Here is a 13033-nt window from a genome sequence, read left to right on the forward strand (position 1 = left end):
CCGTCCGGCGTAGCCAGCACACGGTCCGTGGGTGCCGAGCGTGAGTAGTCATTTCGACCGGTCCGCCGAGTCGCTTCCGACGGACCGGCCAGGAGCTTGCTTTCAGGAGTTGATGCGATTCTCCAGACGCTTCCCCTTGTTCCACTCAGTCACGATGAGTGTGTAGCAAGTGCTGATTCTGGAGCCGGTGCCGCTGTGCTGCGTGCCGCCCGCAGAAGCCAGTGCGGTGATGTTGGCACGCCAGCGGAACGCGGGATCCTTCTTCCCGATCTTCGCGGCGAGTGGGCCATCCTCGATCTCGTCACCATGGCGGCCGAGGAACATTCCGATTCCGCCGAGCAGCATGCCGTCCCAGGTCTCTTTCGTCCGACCCCACGCGTCCTCCGCTACCTTGAGCGTCCTCTCCAGCGTCTCAGGGCCGTACAGGTCGGTGATCCGCAGCACCCCCGCGACGGCTCCGACGGTGTGGGTGCCGGTGGAGCCCATCGTCAAGTTGCGCTTGCTCAGAGCTGATTCAGTGTCGACGAAAAGCGGAAGGCCTGCCGTAAGGCCGATCCTGTACTCGTCCAGAGGTGTGGGCTTACTGGATTCCCTGTTCTTGATCAGGAAGAGCACCGCTTCCTCCTGTTGGTCGAGACCGTGGTGCACCTCGGCCACCAGTTCGGCTATGCCGGTCAGCTTGGAAGCGTGCCAACGATGCATGCCGTCAACGATGTAGCGGTGCCCGTCGGAACGCTGTGACACCACGATGGTTCCGAGCGCCTCGGGTACCAAGTTGTTCGCCATGCCTCGAGCCCGAGGCTCATTCAAGGTTCTTTGCGCCTTGTCGTCGATCCTGAGCTCGTCGACGGGAATGGAAACGCCATGCTCAACGTGGTGCTTGGGGAGCGCGTATGCGTACTTCTTGGCCATGTCGACGCCTCTCTCGGCACTGCTTTCAGGAGGATGGCTTCAAGCCGGAAGGGATGCAGCGCCTTCACAAATAATACACATATTGATGGCGATGAGTTGACTGGTCGTCAGGTGCTGTCAACGGTGACGTTCTGGCTCGTGGTTGCCGCCTACGTGCTTCAGCATGAGTGACCGCAAGGCGTCAGGTGTGCGCCAGGTCGAGCCGAGGTGACTCCTGTGGCACATCCGATGACAGTTGGCGCAGACGAAAGCTAGGTCACGAAGTCGGGTTTCCCGTGGACCTGAGATGTGGAGTGGCTGCACATGGTGCACTTCGATGTAGTCCTGGCCGATGGGGCCGTACATGTCCGAGAAGCGAAACTGGCACACCTCGCACTGGATGCGCGTGCCCAGGCGGTTCGCCTCGGCGATCTTGCGTCTACGGAGGGTGGGGTTTCGTTCGCGAAAGATGGCCCAGCGAGCTAGAAGTCTGCCCTCCATGGCTGCGTACCCATCGATGTCGACCTCATCAGGCTGTGGAGGAATCTGGAGTAGCTCTCCGGAGCTAACCCCGTCTTCGATGGCTTGAGCCGCTTCCATCATCTCGCTCTCGCGCGTTGTGAAGGCCTCTGCGACCAATGAGGTCAGGTGGCCGCCGCGTGTGGCCTGTCGGGCGTAGCCCGGGCGATTTGTGATCAGGTCCGCGCTCTTGCGGCTGACGCTCGCAGCTGAGCGAAACTCAGGTATGGCTCGTGCGGCGGTGTCGTGCAGGGGTAGGGATCGCAGCAAGTCCGCCAGCTGCTCGGTGGCCGGTTGGTAGGTGCGGAGCTGACGCCAGTCGTTCTCGACAACTCGTGCGCAGATTAGTAGTAGTTCGTCCCATGACCATGAAGGGCTCCGCATGCGCGGCATCGTATCTACGTGTGGGTCGCATGAAGTGGCAGTCCGGTGATCTCATGCACTCGGAGATTGCTCTTGTGTGTCATCAGGTGCAGTCCTGGCATGATCGACTGCCGTTGCCACCCGCTCGGCAACCGTGGTCGCTGGCTGGTGTTCCCAGAAGCGTAGGACCGTCCACCCCGCAGCGGTCAGATGCTCGGTCGTTTCCACGTCCCGGGCCATGTTCCGGTCCAACTTGTTTCGCCACCACTCGGAGTTCGCCTTCGGTTGCGTGGCGTGCTCGGGGCAGCCGTGCCAGAAGCATCCGTCGATCATCACTGCCACCTTGGCCCGGGTGAAGGCGATGTCGATCGTGCGCCGGGACATGCCCGGCACGCGCTCGTTGAGGCGGTAGCGGTATCCGGACGCGTGCAGCAGCTTCCGGACCGCGACCTCGGGCGCGGTGTCCCGGCGTGCCTGGCGGCTCATCCGTGCCGAGACGCCTGGGGAGGACGGTTTCACGTTGCTCATCACCGCCCATTTTCCTACGGTCAGCCGTCTTCGCGATCAATCACGGCGAAATCGCTCCTGCGCGAATCGATGACACGAAAGCACAGCGTCCGCATCTGGGCCGGCCGTCACGGAAGCGGGCGTGCCGCTCCCGGCCGACGGACCGGATCGCGCCGCCACGCCTCAGCGCTGATGCCAGAACGGGGGCCAAGGGGCATGGTTGAAGCGGCAGTTGGGCACTGTGCCCGGGAAGCCACCTACGGGAATGATGGATCAATGTCACCTGTGAGCGTCCACTTGAAGCCCAAGAACGGTAAAGAGATCACCCTCGACGACCTGCGTGAGCTTGTCGAGAAGTCCAAGAACCTGGCGGGCAAGAACCCGGTCCTCGTCAAGGTCAACAACAGGTCCACGAAGATCAGCGATCTGGAGATCGACATAGCGGAGTGAGCCGGAGCGCGGCGGCACAGAGAGCGCGCAGCGCAGCCGGGCCGGCCCCCTGACGCCCCCACCCCCTCCGGTAGCGGACCCCCAGCCCGGGGCTGATGCTGGGGGAGTACGTGCCGTCGTGGGTGGCGGTCCGGTCGCGGGCCGCCGTGAGGGGGCGAAGGAGCTGGGCTCATGGCTGATGCGCCGCTGATGGTCGTCGACAGCGACGGGGTGGTCACCGGGTGGAGCCGCGACGCCGAGCAGCGTTACGGGCACGCGACCGCGCAGGCGCTCGGGCTGCGCGTGATGGATGTCCTCGCGGCCGACACCCGGCGGGCTCCCGGTGGCGGCGAGACCCGGCCGGGGCTGCGTCTGGAGCCCCTGGCAGGGGCGGGCTGGGCCGTCTGGGCGGCCGAGGAGACGGACTCCGGCAGCGACGCCGAGGCCATCGGGTCGGCGCTGCTGAACGTGGTCTTCACGCAGGTACGCGAACGGGTTCATGTGCTCGACACGGAACTCCGCCTGCTGCGGATCAGCGGCCCCGCGACCGCGGCCGAGTCCGACGAGACCGCGAGGCTGCTGGGTCGGCCGTTCCGCGAGGTGGGCGGTTTCGAGGAACCGGAGCGGGTGGAGGCCTACCTGCGTGAGGTCCTGCGCACCGGCGTGCCCGGTTTCGAGCGGGCCTTCCTCGCCCGTCCCAGCCGCGCGCCCGGCGGAGGGCGCACCCTTGCCCTGACCGCGTTCCGGCTCCAGGAGGAGCCGGAGGCGGAGCGGAGCCGTCAGGGCGCCGTGCTGGGGGTCGCGGTCGCCGTGGTCGACGTCACCGACCAGGTGCGGCGCCGGGCCCGGGACGCTGCGCTCGCCGCGGTGCGGGAAGCCGTGGGCAGGACGCTGGACGTCGAGGCCACCTGCCGCGACCTGGCCGACGCGCTCGTCCCGCTCTACGCCGACGTCGGCGTCGTCGAGATCGTCGACGCGGTCCTGCGCGGCGAGACGCCGGAGCCGGGGCCACTCGGCCGGGACGTGCCGCTGCGCCGAGCCGCGTACAGCGGCACAGAGCCCGCCCATCCGGTTGGAGACGTACGGGCCGTGCCTCCCGGGACACCGTTCCAGCGGAGCCTCTCCGACCTGCGGGCCCGCGTCGTGCCGCTGGAGGACGCACCCTGGGGCGACGCCGACCCGGCGCGCGCCCGCTCCATCCGGGAGCTCGGCGCCCATACGCTCCTGCTGGCGCCGCTGACGCTGCGCGGAGCGGTCCTCGGGCTGTTGAGCCTCTACCGCTGCGGCGACTCCGAACCCTTCACCGAGGAGGACGTCTCCGTGGTGGAGTCGGTGGCCTCCCGCACCGCTCTCGGGATCGACAACGCCCGCCGTTACGTGCACGAGTACACCATCGCCAGCGCCCTCCAGCGCCGGCTGCTGCCGCAGCGACCCGTGCCCCAGCCGGCGGTCGAGACGGACCATCTGCTGCTGCCCGGCGGAGGTCCTGGCTGCTGGTTCGACACGATCGCGCTGTCCGGGGCCCGTACGGCCCTCGTCATCGGGGAGGTGGCCGAGCGGGGCATCCACGCGGCCACCACCATGGGACAGCTGCGCACCGTCGTCCACGCCTTGGCCGCGCTCGACCTGGAACCCGACGAACTGCTCGCGCGCCTGTACGACGCCGCGGCACGGCTCGCGGAGGAACGTGCGCAGTTGCCGGCGAGTGACCCGCTGCACCGGGAGCCCCTGGCCGCGACCTGCGCGTACGCCGTGTACGACCCGTTCACCGAGACGTGCACCATCGCCTCCGCCGGCCACTCCGCCCCGCTCGTCATCGCCCCGGACGGCAGCGCCTCCACGGTCGGTGTGCCCCAGGGGCCGCCGCTCGGCTCCGCGGAGCGGGGACCCGTCGCCGCTGCCTCCTTCCCTCTCCGGGAGGGCAGCCTGCTGGCGCTCCACAGCAGTGCGTTGGGGAGCCACTCCGACCCGGCGACGGGCGCCCTGTGCAAGGCACTCACCCCACCGGACCGGCCGCTGCGGGACCTGTGCGACGCGGTCGCCTACACCCTGCCCGACGCCGAAGGCCTCGAAGGAGCCGCCCTGCTCCTGGCCCGGACCCATGTCATGCCCGTCGACCGGTACGCCGCCTGGGAGCTCCCCTACGACAAGACGGCCCCGGCGACCGCGCGCCGCCTCACGGCCAAGACGCTGTCCGACTGGCACGTCGACGGCGACACCGGTGACGCGACCGAGCTGATCGTCAGCGAACTGGTGACCAACGCCGTGCGGTACGGCAGCCCGCCGGTGGAGTTGCGCCTCATCCGGGACCGGGGGCTGACCTGCGAGATCCGGGACGCCAGCATCACCGCCCCGTACATGAAGTACGCCGGCGCGGTGGACGAGGGCGGGCGGGGGCTCTTCATCATCTCCCAGCTCGCCTCGCTGTGGGGCACCCGGTACGCCGCCGAGGGCAAGACCGTCTGGTCGGAGCAGGCCATCTCCCCGGAGGACATCAGCGACGGCCAAGGTGATGGCCAAGGCGATGGCCAAGGCGATGGCCACGGCGACGGCCGAGGTCCCGACGACGAGAGGTGAGTCCCGGCAGGGACCGCCCGGGCCCGGGGCCGGGGCCGGGGCGACCGCCCTACTCGGCCTCGGCGAGCGTGTGCGCGACCAGGGCGTTGGCGTGGCCGTGACCCAGGCCGTGTTCGGTCTTCAGCCAGGCGACCAGCTCCATGTGCCGGGTCAGGGGCGAGGAGCGGATGAGGTCCTTCCACTCGGCGATCGGCCGGCCGTGCTTCTTCTCGATCGAGGGGAAGTAGCTCGCGGGGCCCTTCACTGCTGCGGTCATGTTCCGTGTCCCATCCGTGAGTTCCGTCGTGGTGAACACCGTCAGGCGCTCTCTCGGTGTGTATGACCGGCGGCACGCGCAAAAGTCATCGGCCGGCGCGCCAGGGCTGTCAGGACGCACGGATCCGGCGCCGGGCAGCTGAAGAGGAGGCCGGCACGCTCGTCGACCGCGTCGGCCGCGACCGGCCCGGCGGCGACTGTCCGCGGCCGCGACCCGCCCGGCCACGACCGGCCGCCGCCGCGCTGGACAGCAAGCCGCGGGACGCGTCCGCGGACAGGTGCGGGAGCCGCAGGAGCGTGCCGACGCCCGTCGGCTCGCTCCCCCGGGCAGGTGGGGCCTGTGGCCCTCAGGCCGCCCCGTGGCACGCCCGGTACGGCTCTCCCGAGCCGCACCAGCACGCCGCGCTGCGCGCCGGGGGCCACGGGACTGCCCGGCCGCGGGCCGCCAGCGTCGTGGCGTACTGGGGGAGCAGGTCGGGGTCGGACGGGGACGCGGCCTCCGACGCGGCGAACGCCTCGTAGGAGGGGACCGTGCCCGTCACGATGCCGAGGTTCGGCGTGCCCGCGGCGTGCAGGTCCCGCAACGCCGCCTCCAGGCGCGCGAGATGGTCCTCGTGCGAGAGGTACTCCTGGGCCAGCTCCGGATAGGCCGTGAGGAGTTCACGCAGTTCGCCCTCGGGCCAGTGCAGCACCGCCACGGGGAACGGACGGGACAACGCCGTGCGGTAGGTGCCCAGTTCGGCGCGGAGGCGGGTGATCTCCGCCTGAAGCTCCCCCGGGTCGGAGGAGCCGAGGGACCACAGGCGCTTCGGGTCGTGCAGCTCGTCCAGGGGCACGGCGGCCGTGTGCAGCGTGTCCGCCAGCTCGTCCCACGCGTCGTGGGCGGTGCCCATCAGCCTGCGCACCCGGTGCCGGCCGATCAGCAGCGACTGGGTGGCGTACGGGACTTCCTCGCCCGGAGCGAGGAGGAGCGTCAGCGCGGTCGAGAAGAAGTCATGGGCGGCCTCCAGCTCGTCGTGTGCTTCCAGCGTCTCCGCCGCGATCTCCCACGGTGCCGCGTCGAGCGGGCCGGCGGCGCGGATGCCGTCGATGATCGCGCGGGCCTCCGCCTCGTGGCCGTACTCCCAGAGGTTGGCCGCTTTGAGTGCTTTGACCAGGTGCGGGTGGTCGACGGGGATCTCGGCGGAGCCGAGCAGCTCGTCGTAGAGGGCGCTCGCGCGGGCGCGCTCGCCGGCGAGTTCCAGATGGGCCGCGGCCTGGAGGAACAGCGGCTCGTGGTCCTCGGGGTACTGCGCCGCGGTGCGCAGCAGGCGCTCGGCTTCGGTGATGTGGTCGGCAGGCGTGTCGGGGCGCATGGCCACACGGTACTGCGGGCGGGGGGTGGGGCGAGAGGGCGCGGGCAGGAGCGCCGGTGAAGGCCGCAGGGCGGCGCGGGCGCCGGTCCCGGTCCCGGTCCCGGGCAGGTGCCGGAGCGCGGGGTGCCGACCGCCGGGCGGGCGCCGCGCCGAGGTGCCGGATCTCAGCACCCGGACGCACCGTTGAACATGGCGTCCCCGCGTGGTGTGATTTTCTCCATGGAGACCGCTCACGTCGTGCGCGTGGTGCTGCTGGACTCGTTCTGGCCCACCCGGCGCGCCGACCACTTCGACGAGATCTGTCGCTGAGCACCCCTCCCTCTCTGGCTCACCCTCCCGTCCGGGACCTTCTGTGAGCCGCCCCCTTGTCGGGCCGTGACCGGCCTGCCCTCGTTCCTCCCCCGGTGACCTGAACCCCTCGGGTGCGCGTCGCGGATGGTTCCCCCTGCTCCGCACCCCGCTCGGCGGGATGTCATGAGCTTGTCATCCAGGGCGGGTCTGCGGGGCCTGCCCGCCGTGCCCGGTGATCCCCCGACCGACAACGGAGACCCCCCGATGTCCTGCTGCGCCCCGCCTCCTCAGGAGCACGGCGCCGGCCGTGCGCCCTCACCTGCCGGCACCCTCATCGCCGGCCGTGCGCCCTCACCGGCCGGCACCCTCATCGCCGGCCCGTCAGGACCCGTGCGCCCGGCCGTGGCCGACGTCCGCACCCGGAACCAGGTCCGCCTGCCGGGGGCCACGTTCACCATGGGCGACCCGTTCGGGGAAGGGTACGAGGCGGACGGTGAGAGGACCGTGCACCAGGTGCGCCTCGACGCGTTCCACGTCGACACGACCACGGTCACCAACGCCGCCTACGCCGCCTTCGTCAAGGACACGGGGTACGTGACCGACGCGGAACGCCTCGGCGTGTCCGCGGTGTTCCACCTCTCGGTCCGCGCCGAGGCGTCCGACGTGGCCGGCCGGGCCACGGGCACGCCGTGGTGGCTCGTGGTGCGGGGAGCCTCGTGGCGCCACCCGGCGGGCCCGCTGTCGTCCGTCACCGCCCTGCGGAACCACCCCGTCGTCCAGGTGAGCTGGAACGACGCGCAGGCCTACTGCGCCTGGGCCGGCAAGCGGCTGCCGACCGAGGCCGAGTGGGAGTACGCGGCCAGAGGCGGCCTGGAGGGCAAGAGGTTCCCCTGGGGCGACGAACTGACGCCCCGCGGACGGTGGATGTGCAACATCTGGCAGGGCACCTTCCCCACCCGCAACACCGCCGAGGACGGCTGGGAGACCACCGCCCCGGTGAAGTCCTACCGGCCGAACGGCCACGGTCTGTGGAACACGGTCGGCAACGTCTGGGAATGGTGCGCCGACACCTTCGCGGCCGACGCCTACGCGGGACGCGCCGGTGACGCCCCGGTCCACGATCCCCGCGGCCCCCGGCACGACCCGAGCCCTTCCGCACGCCGGGTCATGCGCGGCGGCTCGTTCCTCTGCCACGACTCCTACTGCTACCGCTACCGCGTCGCCGCCCGCTCGGGCAACACCGCGGACTCCGCGGCCGCGAACATCGGCTTCCGCTGCGCCAACGACGCCCACTGATCACCGCGCGGCCACTGATCACCGCACGGCCACTGATCACCGCGCGGCCCCTGGCCACCGCATGCCCACTGACCACCGCACGGCCCCGTACGACCGGGGTCCACCACCCGTGGCCTACCACCCGTGGCCCGCACCACCCGTGACCCGCACTCTTCCCTTCCCGAAGGAGAAGCACGATGACCACGATGACCACGAGAAAGAGGCCACTCGGCCTGCTCGCCCTCCCCGCGATCCTCACCCTCACCACGCTCAGCGCCCCGGCCCAGGCCACCGACCGGGCGCCCGCGGCCGGTGAGCGCCTCCACGCGAGCGCTCGGCCCAACGTGCTCTACGTGCTGGCCGACGACTTCGGCTGGTCCAACCTGAGCAGCCCGCGCACCAACCAGGGCAACCCGAGCGACTTCTACGAGACGCCGGCCCTGGAGCGCATCGCGCAGGAAGGCGTGGCCTTCGACAACGCCTACTCCTCGGTCAACTGCACGCCGACGCGTAACGCCCTGCTCACGGGGCTGTACGCCCCACGGCCGGAGAACAACGTCTACCTCGTCGGCGACCTGAACCGGGGCGGTGACGACACCCTGCTCAAGGGGCCCTCCCAGGGACGTCCGGACGGCTCCAACGCCCTCGCGCCCCAGGCGGTCACCGTCGGCGAGCGGCTGCAGGGCGCCGGCTACACCACCGGCTACATCGGCAAGTTCCACGTGACCCGGTCCGGAGCGGACGTCACCGGCCTGCACGGCTTCGACGAGAACCTCGGCGGGACCGCGGCCGGCGACCCCGGCGCCTACCACGCGGGCGGCGGGCAGTTCCACACCAAGATCGGGCCCGAGCTGGACGCGTTCGCGGGTGACTACACCCAGGGTTACGTGGACAAGAACATCAAGCCCTACAGCACCGGTGTGGACCGGGCCGCGCTCGACGCGCTCGTCGGCACCCCCAAGCACGTCTCCGACGCCCTCGCCGACGCCACCATCGGCTTCGTCGACCGCAACAAGGAGGAGCCCTTCTTCGCGTTCCTGAGCACCTACGGCGTCCACACGCCCGTGGGTGACAAGCAGGCGCGCGCCGACCTGCTCGCCAAGTACAAGAACAAGAAGCCGGGGAAGTCCACCTCGGTCCCCTCCTACGGAGCGCTCGTGGAGGGCCTCGACCAGAGCGTGGCCCGGGTGGTGCGCCACCTGGAGACCACCGAGGACCCGGGCAACCCCGGGCACACCCTCGCCGACAACACCGTCGTGGTCTTCACCGCCGACAACGGGGGAGTGGAGCAGTTCACCGACAACGGCCCCCTGCGCGGTCAGAAGGGCGAGCTGCGTGAGGGCGGCATCCGGGTGCCCCTGATCGCCTGGAGCGCCAACCCCGCGCTGGTGAAGGGCAACCGCATCGACCACACCCCGGTGTACGCGGCCGACCACCACGCGACCATCTCCGCCCTCGCCGGAGTCCCGGGGCGGCTCCCGGTCGACGGCGCCGACCTCAGCGGACTGTTCGCCGGCACCGGGACCGGCCTGGGCCGTGACGCCCTCTACTGGCACCTGCCGGGATACCTGATCGCCGGAGGACGCGACCAGCGTCCGCAGTCGGTGATCCGCTCCGGCCGGTGGAAGCTGAGCCACAACTACGAGGACAGCTCCTGGGAGCTGTACGACCTGAGCGAGGACATCGGGGAGTCCCGCGACCTCGCCGCCTCCAGGCCGGACCTCGTGCAGCGACTGGGCGGAAAGCTGCTGGCCTGGCTGGACGACGTCGACGCACCGCTCGCCACCCTCCGTGAGGGCAGGGCGCCGGTGAACCTCACCGTCACCGGCACCACCTACGCCGACGACAAGGCCACCCGCCGCGACGGTCAGACCTTCACCGTCCGGCCCGGACAGGAGTTCCCGCTGGTGCTCCGGGCCCCTCGCGGCTGACCTCCTCGCTCCACCCGCGGTCCCGCTCCCGCCGCCGCCCCTCTCCGGGACACGGCGGGAGCGGCCCGCAGCACCCTTCCCCCGTCCCGCATCCCGGCGCGTACGACGCGCCGCCCCGGAGGTATCCAGTGAACCGCACGGACCCGGTCGGCCTGTCCCGCCGCAGATTCGTCCACGGCGCCGCCGGCGCCGCGGTGGCCGGTCTGACAGCCGTCCCCGAGACCGCGGCCGCGCACCCCCGCCCCCCGGGGCAGGGTGCCCGGCGCCACAGGCCGCCGAACGTCGTCGTCGTCTCCATCGACGACCTCGGCTGGGACGAGCTCGGCGCCTGGGGCAACACCTTCAACGAGACGCCCCACATCGACCGGCTGGCCCGTGAGGGCGTCCGCTTCACCCACGCCTACGCGGCCGCCCCGCTCTGCTCACCCACCCGTGCCGCGCTGGTGACCGGCCGCTACCCGGCGCGCACCGGCATCACCGACTTCCTGCGGGGCGAGGACGCCCCGAGCGCCAAGCACCTCTCCCCCGCCGTCCCCACGGTGCCGGACGTTCTCCGCCCGTACGGCTACACCACCGGCCTCATCGGCAAGTGGCACCTCACCGAGACCTACAGCGGGCCCTACGAGGAGCGTCCCGGCAACCCCTTCGCCCACGGTTTCGACGAGGTGATCGCCTCCGAGCAGAAGTACATCGCGAACGGCGACTACTTCCACCCGTACTTCTTCCTGCCGGGCCTCCCGGCGCGTGAGGAGGGCGAATACCTCACCGACCGTCTGGCGGCCGAGACGGTCGACTACCTCACCCGCCACCGGGACGAGCCGTTCTTCCTGCACGTCTCCAACTACGCGGTGCACACCGCCCTCGACGCCAAGCCCGGCCTGGTCGCCAAGTACCGGGCCAAGCCCGGCGCCGACGCGCTGCCCAACCGCCCCGAGCTGGCCGCCATGCTGGAGAGCGTCGACGACCAGGTGGGCCGCATCGCCGGGGCCCTCGCGGACCTGGGCCTCGCGGACCACACCCTGCTCCTGGTCACCTCCGACAACGGAGGCCCCTACCGGGACGCCAACCAGCCGCTCCGCGGCGGCAAGGGCGAGCTCTACGAGGGCGGCATCCGGGTGCCGCTGATCGCGCACTGGCCGGGCCGGGTACGCGGCGGCAGGGTGGAGGACACCCCCGTCAGCACCATCGACGTACTCCCCACGGCCCTCGACCTCGCCGGCGGGCGACCCGGCGGACGGTTCGACGGCGTCAGCCTCGCCCCGCTGCTGACCGGCACGGGGGGCCTGCGCCGGGAGGAGCTGTTCTGGGTCTATCCGCACTTCATCGGGGCGACCCGGCCGCACGCCGCGGTCCGCTCCGGGAGGTGGAAGCTCGTCCGCGGTCTGCGGGACGGGAGCAGCGAACTCTACGACCTGGAGAACGACCCGGCGGAGACCACCGACCTGTCGGCCCGCCACCCCGGACGGGCCAGGTCGCTGCGGTCGGGACTGGAGGCGCACATCGCCGACGTCGGCATCCTGCCCGAGCCGCCGGGTGCCCGCGCCTACCCGGTGCAGGAGCTGGACGAGACCTTCGAGGGCGGCCTGGACCGCTGGTCGGTGCTGCCGGTGACCGCCTACGCGGGCGAGACCCGCCTCGTGGACGGACGGCTCGCGGTGAGCGCGGACCGGCTGACGCACCTGGTGTTCCGCTCGGACGTCGCACCGGGGCCGGGCACGGCCGCGGCGGTGCTCACACCGGGCTCCTTCGCCGAGGCGGGCACCCAGGACACCGTCTTCGTCGGAGTCGCCAAGGACGCCTCCACCTACCTCCTGTTCCGCTACCACAACGGTCTGCACCGGGTGGGCTGGGACCTGCGGGTCGACGGCCGGCTGATCACCGCGGGGGCCGAACCGCTGCAGAATCTGGACGGCACCGTCGACCTCACCGGCCCGGGCGCCCGCTACGCCTTCGTCCTGCACGGTTCCGCCGCCACCGCCTGGGCCGACCAGGGCAGGGGCCGGGGATGGGAGTTCCTGTTCACGGTGGACACCGGCGGCGCACTCGACCTGAGCGACCCCGCCGTGCGTACGCAGGTCCGCTGGGCCGCCGGTGCCCGCCTGGACGACGGGACCGTGACCCTCGACGGCTTCACCGCACACCGGTCGGCGGCCTGAGAATCCCCGGCCGCCGCCTCCGGGCCCGGACTCCCGGAGGCGGTCGGCGGGGCGGCCGCCGGACACCGATCGTGTATAACGGCTGAGGGACGTATTCGAACGAGAAGCGAAGGAGAGGGCCGGTGCACGACGACATGAACCGCGTACGCCGAGCGGTCGGCCGCCTGCTCCGCCCCGCCGCGTTCCTGGTCCTGTTCCTCACCGAGGTCCTGCTCGCCGAGGGCGGCAGCCTCTCCGCCGCCGTCGCGCTCGCCGCCACCGCGGCCGCCGGCTCGGCGCTCCTCGTCTGCTCCGTCATCAGCGCCCGCTGCGCCGCCCCCGTACCCCGTACGAGAGTGCGCACCGCCATGCGCGACCGCGAGAAGCGCACCGCCTTCCTCCCGCAACGCGACCCCGACGCCCGGGGGCGCACCAGGCCCCGGGCACCCGGGGCCGCCCTCCTGACGGCCGCGTAGAGGGCACACCTTCCACGACCTTCTGCGCG

11 protein-coding genes are annotated in these 13033 nt (G+C 71.3%); 6 read left to right on the plus strand and 5 right to left on the minus strand.

The window, feature by feature from the left end:
- Positions 1-102: 102 nt before the first annotated feature.
- The 3 genes from ACIRJR_RS09700 to ACIRJR_RS09710 form a co-directional block, all read right to left on the minus strand.
- Positions 103-912, minus strand: coding sequence for a DUF6551 family protein (locus ACIRJR_RS09700; RefSeq protein ID WP_403776513.1), 810 nt, complete (start codon positions 910-912; stop codon positions 103-105).
- A 117-nt stretch (positions 913-1029) separates the two neighbouring features.
- The gene (locus ACIRJR_RS09705; RefSeq protein ID WP_403776516.1) at positions 1030-1803 is read right to left on the minus strand and encodes an HNH endonuclease; all 774 of its coding nucleotides are present in this window, start codon (positions 1801-1803) and stop codon (positions 1030-1032) included.
- A gap of 42 nt (positions 1804-1845) precedes the next feature.
- Positions 1846-2301 (minus strand): very short patch repair endonuclease, encoded by a 456-nt coding sequence (locus tag ACIRJR_RS09710; protein ID WP_403776519.1) that lies wholly within the window; start codon positions 2299-2301, stop codon positions 1846-1848.
- Positions 2302-2565: 264 nt separating this feature from the next.
- Between ACIRJR_RS09710 and ACIRJR_RS09715 the strand changes: the two genes are divergently transcribed.
- Together ACIRJR_RS09715 and ACIRJR_RS09720 are read left to right on the plus strand one after the other, a co-directional pair.
- Positions 2566-2730: a hypothetical protein gene (locus ACIRJR_RS09715; RefSeq protein WP_403776522.1), complete on the plus strand. Its 165-nt coding sequence runs from the start codon at positions 2566-2568 to the stop codon at positions 2728-2730.
- 171 nt (positions 2731-2901) lie between these two features.
- On the plus strand, positions 2902-5286 hold the full coding sequence (locus tag ACIRJR_RS09720) for a SpoIIE family protein phosphatase (RefSeq protein ID WP_403776526.1): 2385 nt from the start codon (positions 2902-2904) through the stop codon (positions 5284-5286).
- 49 nt (positions 5287-5335) lie between these two features.
- Here the strand turns inward: ACIRJR_RS09720 and ACIRJR_RS09725 are convergent, their stop codons facing one another.
- Positions 5336-5542 carry a DUF4287 domain-containing protein gene (locus tag ACIRJR_RS09725; RefSeq protein ID WP_403776529.1) on the minus strand — a complete coding sequence of 69 codons (207 nt, stop codon included), beginning with the start codon at positions 5540-5542 and terminating at the stop codon, positions 5336-5338.
- 346 nt (positions 5543-5888) lie between these two features.
- On the minus strand, positions 5889-6896 hold the full coding sequence (locus ACIRJR_RS09730; protein ID WP_403776532.1) for an SEC-C domain-containing protein: 1008 nt from the start codon (positions 6894-6896) through the stop codon (positions 5889-5891).
- Positions 6897-7520: 624 nt separating this feature from the next.
- On the opposite strand from ACIRJR_RS09730, the gene ACIRJR_RS09735 reads away from it, so the two are divergent.
- The 4 genes from ACIRJR_RS09735 (at position 7521) to ACIRJR_RS09750 (ending at position 13004) form a co-directional block, all read left to right on the plus strand.
- On the plus strand, positions 7521-8483 hold the full coding sequence (locus tag ACIRJR_RS09735) for a formylglycine-generating enzyme family protein (protein ID WP_403778655.1): 963 nt from the start codon (positions 7521-7523) through the stop codon (positions 8481-8483).
- Positions 8484-8659: 176 nt separating this feature from the next.
- Positions 8660-10393 carry a sulfatase gene (locus ACIRJR_RS09740; protein WP_403776535.1) on the plus strand — a complete coding sequence of 578 codons (1734 nt, stop codon included), beginning with the start codon at positions 8660-8662 and terminating at the stop codon, positions 10391-10393.
- Between the two features lie 128 nt (positions 10394-10521).
- Positions 10522-12549, plus strand: coding sequence for a sulfatase (locus ACIRJR_RS09745; protein ID WP_403776538.1), 2028 nt, complete (start codon positions 10522-10524; stop codon positions 12547-12549).
- A gap of 134 nt (positions 12550-12683) precedes the next feature.
- A complete protein-coding gene (locus tag ACIRJR_RS09750) occupies positions 12684-13004 on the plus strand; it encodes a DUF6412 domain-containing protein (protein ID WP_403778658.1) in 321 nt (106 codons plus the stop codon).
- The last annotated feature ends 29 nt before the right edge of the window (positions 13005-13033 follow it).

The sequence above is a fragment of the Streptomyces sp. NPDC102402 genome (genome assembly GCF_044765765.1).
Taxonomy (GTDB): Bacteria; Actinomycetota; Actinomycetes; order Streptomycetales; family Streptomycetaceae; genus Streptomyces.

What these genes read in the sequence shown, in the direction of transcription:
- ACIRJR_RS09700 (WP_403776513.1), bottom strand. Translation starts at nt 912, where the DNA reads ATGGCCAAGAAGTACGCATACGCGCTCCCCAAGCACCACGTTGAGCAT.
- ACIRJR_RS09705 (WP_403776516.1), bottom strand. Translation starts at nt 1,803, where the DNA reads ATGCCGCGCATGCGGAGCCCTTCATGGTCATGGGACGAACTACTACTA.
- ACIRJR_RS09710 (WP_403776519.1), bottom strand. Translation starts at nt 2,301, where the DNA reads ATGAGCAACGTGAAACCGTCCTCCCCAGGCGTCTCGGCACGGATGAGC.
- ACIRJR_RS09720 (WP_403776526.1), top strand. Translation starts at nt 2,902, where the DNA reads ATGGCTGATGCGCCGCTGATGGTCGTCGACAGCGACGGGGTGGTCACC.
- ACIRJR_RS09725 (WP_403776529.1), bottom strand. Translation starts at nt 5,542, where the DNA reads ATGACCGCAGCAGTGAAGGGCCCCGCGAGCTACTTCCCCTCGATCGAG.
- ACIRJR_RS09730 (WP_403776532.1), bottom strand. Translation starts at nt 6,896, where the DNA reads ATGCGCCCCGACACGCCTGCCGACCACATCACCGAAGCCGAGCGCCTG.
- ACIRJR_RS09740 (WP_403776535.1), top strand. Translation starts at nt 8,660, where the DNA reads ATGACCACGATGACCACGAGAAAGAGGCCACTCGGCCTGCTCGCCCTC.
- ACIRJR_RS09750 (WP_403778658.1), top strand. Translation starts at nt 12,684, where the DNA reads ATGAACCGCGTACGCCGAGCGGTCGGCCGCCTGCTCCGCCCCGCCGCG.